The 3,795-nt window shown below is 60.8% G+C and carries 6 protein-coding genes and 1 pseudogene; 2 read left to right on the top strand and 5 right to left on the bottom strand.

The features are described 5' to 3' along the window. A partial coding sequence (locus AC1DT2_RS17590; RefSeq protein WP_477297751.1) for a hypothetical protein occupies window positions 1–342 on the top strand: 342 nt, incomplete at its 5' end. Window positions 343–452: 110 nt separating this feature from the next. On the opposite strand, the gene AC1DT2_RS17585 is transcribed toward AC1DT2_RS17590, so the two are convergent. The 3 genes and pseudogenes from AC1DT2_RS17585 to AC1DT2_RS17575 all read right to left on the bottom strand — a co-directional run. Continuing rightward, window positions 453–908 carry a hypothetical protein gene (locus tag AC1DT2_RS17585; protein WP_477297750.1) on the bottom strand — a complete coding sequence of 152 codons (456 nt, stop codon included), beginning with the start codon at window positions 906–908 and terminating at the stop codon, window positions 453–455. Window positions 909–1,126: 218 nt separating this feature from the next. Next, window positions 1,127–1,423: a hypothetical protein gene (locus AC1DT2_RS17580; protein WP_477297749.1), complete on the bottom strand. Its 297-nt coding sequence runs from the start codon at window positions 1,421–1,423 to the stop codon at window positions 1,127–1,129. Further along, window positions 1,399–1,794 (bottom strand): annotated as a pseudogene (locus tag AC1DT2_RS17575) (hypothetical protein); the annotation flags it as partial. The pseudogene AC1DT2_RS17575 and the gene AC1DT2_RS17580, both read right to left, overlap by 25 nt. A gap of 158 nt (window positions 1,795–1,952) precedes the next feature. On the opposite strand from AC1DT2_RS17575, the gene AC1DT2_RS17570 reads away from it, so the two are divergent. Further along, on the top strand, window positions 1,953–2,795 hold the full coding sequence (locus tag AC1DT2_RS17570) for a hypothetical protein (RefSeq protein ID WP_477297748.1): 843 nt from the start codon (window positions 1,953–1,955) through the stop codon (window positions 2,793–2,795). A gap of 8 nt (window positions 2,796–2,803) precedes the next feature. Here AC1DT2_RS17570 and AC1DT2_RS17565 read toward each other — a convergent pair whose 3' ends face one another. Together AC1DT2_RS17565 and AC1DT2_RS17560 are read right to left on the bottom strand one after the other, a co-directional pair. Then, window positions 2,804–3,406: a TIR domain-containing protein gene (locus AC1DT2_RS17565; protein ID WP_477297747.1), complete on the bottom strand. Its 603-nt coding sequence runs from the start codon at window positions 3,404–3,406 to the stop codon at window positions 2,804–2,806. Between the two features lie 54 nt (window positions 3,407–3,460). After that, on the bottom strand, window positions 3,461–3,795 hold a 335-nt coding region (locus AC1DT2_RS17560), incomplete at its 5' end, for a hypothetical protein (protein ID WP_477297746.1).

Below are 3,795 nucleotides of genomic sequence, written 5' to 3'. Positions count from 1 at the left end.
GCCCTGGGCGCCTACGGGCGGATGGGACTCCTCCGTCAGCAGGCTCGATATACTCCGAGCATGGCTCCCCGTGAAACCTACATCCTCGATGTCGCCGTCCTTGTTCGCGAAGCCGCTGCCATGGGTGACGCCGCACTGGCCATGGACTTCGACGAGGCCCGGTTCCGCGCCCAGCTGATTGCGGCCAAGGCCGATGACGCGGGGTACACCGACCTGGCGCTCGCTGCCGCCCATCTCGTGGTCATTTTCGGTCCAGTGGGGACGACGCCATCACCCGGTTATGGCGCAGGGATATTGCGTGTGGCCAATCAGCTGGACGCCCTGGGATTCGAACCGCTGTAGAGCGGCGGAAAAATGCGTGGCAGGAGGCGCAACATTTGCCCTCCGGGCGCACCAAGCCATCGCCCTCAAGCCATTCGAGCTTTCGGAGTTTGCTTATGGATTCCACCGACTTAGTAGCCTTGCCACGTGTTAGACGACGCGAAGGTCCGGAGTGGTTGCCAATGCTTGCCGGGCTTCTCGACGAACACGTCGCGGCTTCCGTCTGAATAGTTGTTCTTCTGCACGACGGCGTGTAACTCGAGATATTTCTGCCCGGGAAAAGACTGGCCCTGTCTTTCGACGAGGGGCAGGATGGCTACGCTGTCTTCGCCTTTCTTGCCATCGAAAAAGCCGAGATCCCACGGCATCCACTTTGACTCAGCCGCATTTGCTGAAGCGATGTAGATGAGCCTGGCGCACCGTTCCATCCGCTTGCGGAGGATGTCGGCGGTCTTACCGCTGACCTTGGGGCGGTCGAGCTGGCGGTCGACTATCCAGTCCATATAAACCGTCAGTCCTTGCTCTTCCAAAAGTGCCTTGATACCGAGCACCGCTTCTGCATCCTGCATGGAGCTGGACAAAAACACGTCAAAGCTCCGCCACCATTCCACGGACGCAGCCTCTGCGAGTCACACAGTCCCCGCCCGGAAGTCACCGTCACTGAAGGCGGCCAGCCGAGCTTCTGTCAGCGTGAAGTACTCAGCCATCCGTTTCCTCCAGTGCGAGGCCAACTGGACCTGCAATGCGCTTTGTGTGTTTGCCGCAAGCGGCGCCCCTACCCCGGAACTGGGCGGGGCGGCTTTGCCTAGTCATTGATGTCGTTCATGAAAGCGACAATGGCCACAATGATCGCGCCCGGCTCCGTGTCGTTCCAGAGTATCTCAAGAACCTTCGCGTACGAGGCGGGAGCGTCGCTCACACCCGAGTTGCGCCTGAGCTCGCTGGCGAATTTGGCTGCCATCGAGCCCGTCGCCCGGACGGGGACTGCAAGAACGCCCATGTCCGTGGCAAGGTCGAACTCCTCCCGCATGTCGGTTGCGTCCACCGCCTTGCCCTTGCGGGGCCGGCCTTGTTGCCAAGGACAAAGAGGGCGACCCCACATTCGCCGAGGGTCTTCTGCCGGTACTCGCTCGAGAGCAATGCAGTCGCAAGATCTGCGCGGTCCGTCTGGGGAAAGGGGCGCATGACGAGCTGATCTGACGAGCATACGGTTGGGGACCCGTAAATCTCCTTCAGTGCCCCATTGATGACCGGCGTTCCTACCCTGATGCCGAAGCCCGTGATGAACCGAAAGCGTTCGCGCACCAGCGCTGAAGACAGGTTGGTCAGGAACGTCTGAGCCTTCTCCCGACCCCAGGGATCGAACTGTTCTGCGCTGCCACTGATGAACACCGTCCGGCGCCGGTACGCAGCGCCTTCATGGCCGTAGGTCGAGGAGATGTTCACGATGCTGCCTGAGCCCGATTTCTGCATCGCGCGACCTGTCGCAGACGGCGGCCAGTGAGGGACCACACGAACCGCATGCTCATTTGGGGGTGGATGAATGTGTCGCGGATGGCTAGAGTTGCACGTAAAGATACGCTACCTCCAAAGGCGGAACCCATTCCACCTGACTGACAGGGACGTGACCGATGCTCAACGGTTTCAAGCTCGAAATGGCCACGGCCAACGCGTTTTCCACGTACGTCGCCGACGGCCGCAAGATTCTGGAAAAAACGTGGCCCGCGTCATCCCGGTCACTTGATGACTTCATCACCAAGGGGGTGCTCGACGGCGATGCCATCAAGGGCAAGTGGTTCCAGAAGACCAACGCACATGTCTTCATTTCGCACGCCCACGCCGACGAGAACAAAGCGCTCGGGCTCGCGGGTTTTCTGTGGGAAGAGCTCGGTCTGCTTCCCTTCGTCGATTCGCTGATTTGGGGAGACCAGAAGGATCTGCAATCCCGTGTCGACCGGAAATATTGCTGGACGGACGACAAGAAGACGCTCTTCAGCTACGACAAGCGCAATTATTCAACGAGCCACGTTCACATGATGCTRGCAACATCGCTGTCGGCCGCCATGGACAGCTGCGAGTGCCTCATCTTCCTCGACACCCCAAAGTCCATCAGCATCGAGGACGCCGATGCACCGGACCTTGGCAAGGTGGCCACAGAGTCTCCGTGGATCTACCACGAGCTGATGACGTCGAGCGTCCTCCAGCGCAAGCCTGATAAGCGACGGCTCCAGAGCAGGGTGGCGGCTGATTCACACGTAGTGGTTGCCAGCGACAGCGCAGACGAGCCCCTGCGGGTCGCCTATCGTGTTCCGCAAAAACATCTTCTCCCAATGTCGATCGCGAAGTTGCAGGAATGTKCAAGCAAGGGTGTCCAGGAGTTTCCCGCGCTCGACTGGCTCTATGCCAATGCGGTGCCTGGTGACAGTGAGCGATTTACGCTCCTGGAGTCCATTCTCGAGGAGCTTGAGCGCTAACCTTGACATCAGCGGCCGGCGTTGCCGGCCGCCAGTTCAATCCAGCCATCGATGTTGTCCCGCCCGTTCTGGGCAGCGAAGTCGTACCGCATCGTGTGGCGGGAAAACTGCACGACGTCCGTGGTCTTCGGCGCCGGAAACCACAGCACCGACTTGGCAACAGGCTTGGTGTAGTCTTGGTAGGCCACCCATTTTTCGCCTGACCATTCGGCAAGGTAAATGCCGTTGGTTGCCCGGTAAACACCCATCTGCGCGAGCGGGTCGAAACCGGGGAGCGCGAGTTGGCCCTGCTGGTTTTTGACGCCATGGATGTCGACCGTGAGCAGACCGTTGCGTTTGAGTATGCTCTGGGCAATCTCGTAGCGCACCCACCGGCGCTGCCAGGTTGAGGTCCCTGCAAGGACGCAGGTGACCGAGGTGTTGTCCAGACCGTTTCGGAGGAACGTTTTCAGCTGCTCGTCGCCGGTTCTCTTGAAGCTCTCAAACACACTGCTGTCAAAGAACCCGTTGCTCTGCTGGTCGTCGGGTCGGACCACCCAGCAGTTGCGCACGTTCCACGCCCGCCAGACGTCTGGCTGGTAGTGGAACGAGAAAAATGTCCGTCTTGCCATGGGCTCCCCCCTGTTAAGCCCGTCACCGGGCCGTTGTTCGGTGCCGCCACGCGGCTACCGGATGTCTGTTCCCACCTGGTGCCCGACGATATTCGGCTGCCCCGTGTCGGGCAAGGCGGGAACCGGCGCCCCGTCGCTGTCATTGGTAGCCGCCGGTAGCGACGTCGACGCGGAAGCGAGGTCTGAATCCGCCGGGCGGCCTCCTTCCAGAAGCGCGCGCGCCTTGCGCTTTCTGGCCGAGGCAAGAAGCCCTTTTTGGTACACCAGCCGTTCGGCAACGCTGCCCAGCATGGCCGGCGTGAGCACGATGAAGGCGCCGACGACGAGATAAAACAGCGAATAGGCCGAGCCGGCAGGCACCCACTTCAGGTCCGTGGCGACCTTGTAGG

It is taken from the genome of Luteibacter sp. P4_E6 (assembly GCF_056401535.1).
This window is presented reverse-complemented; position numbering and strand designations above follow the sequence as displayed.